This is a genomic window from Vibrio sp. 2134-1, from assembly GCF_033339495.1.
In genome coordinates this window covers 1-541 of sequence record NZ_JAWOUS010000862.1, presented here as the reverse complement: position 1 = coordinate 541, position 541 = coordinate 1, and the positions used below count along the sequence as shown (strand labels likewise).

Annotated in this window: 1 pseudogene; it reads left to right on the top strand. The window is 42.1% G+C overall.

From position 1 onward, the window contains the following. Positions 1-193 precede the first annotated feature (193 nt). Positions 194-541 (top strand): annotated as a pseudogene (locus tag R7R78_RS28950) (GGDEF domain-containing protein); the annotation flags it as partial.

Sequence of the window (541 nt, the reverse complement as noted above, 5' to 3'; positions counted from 1 at the left end):
TTTATGGTTGAAAATTATTCTCTTTGTCTTTTTTGTGGGACGAAATCGTTTCTACATCGAAAGTTGGTGATTTATTATTCACTACAGAATGCATGGGAAAGCATGCGCGGTGTGACCATTGTCATTCACGTGCAAAATAATAATCAAAACTTCCCACCACACTGAAGTAACTACCCATCAGGGAATAATAATAATGTCGCAATTTTATAAGCTCAGAGCGTTGTCGCTTGTGTTTTGGTTCGTGTTTTTGACGACCAAAGTCTACGCACAAAGCCCTGAGCCAAAAGATAAGTTTCTGCAATCTCTTGAAGGGATTGAGAGCCAAATTTACGCGCTGCCACAAAGTTCACTAGCACAAATCGAATCATTAGAAGAAGACTCTCTACTGCAAAACCAGCCCAAGGATCTGTTGATTCGTTATTGGCTGGCGAAGTCGACCGTTCTTGAGTTGTTAGGGCGCGATAAAGAGAGCTTAGCAGTGGTAGATAAAGGGCTGAGTTTGACACCAGAGCAAAGCCAAGAGCACTTGCTGTTCAAGCTG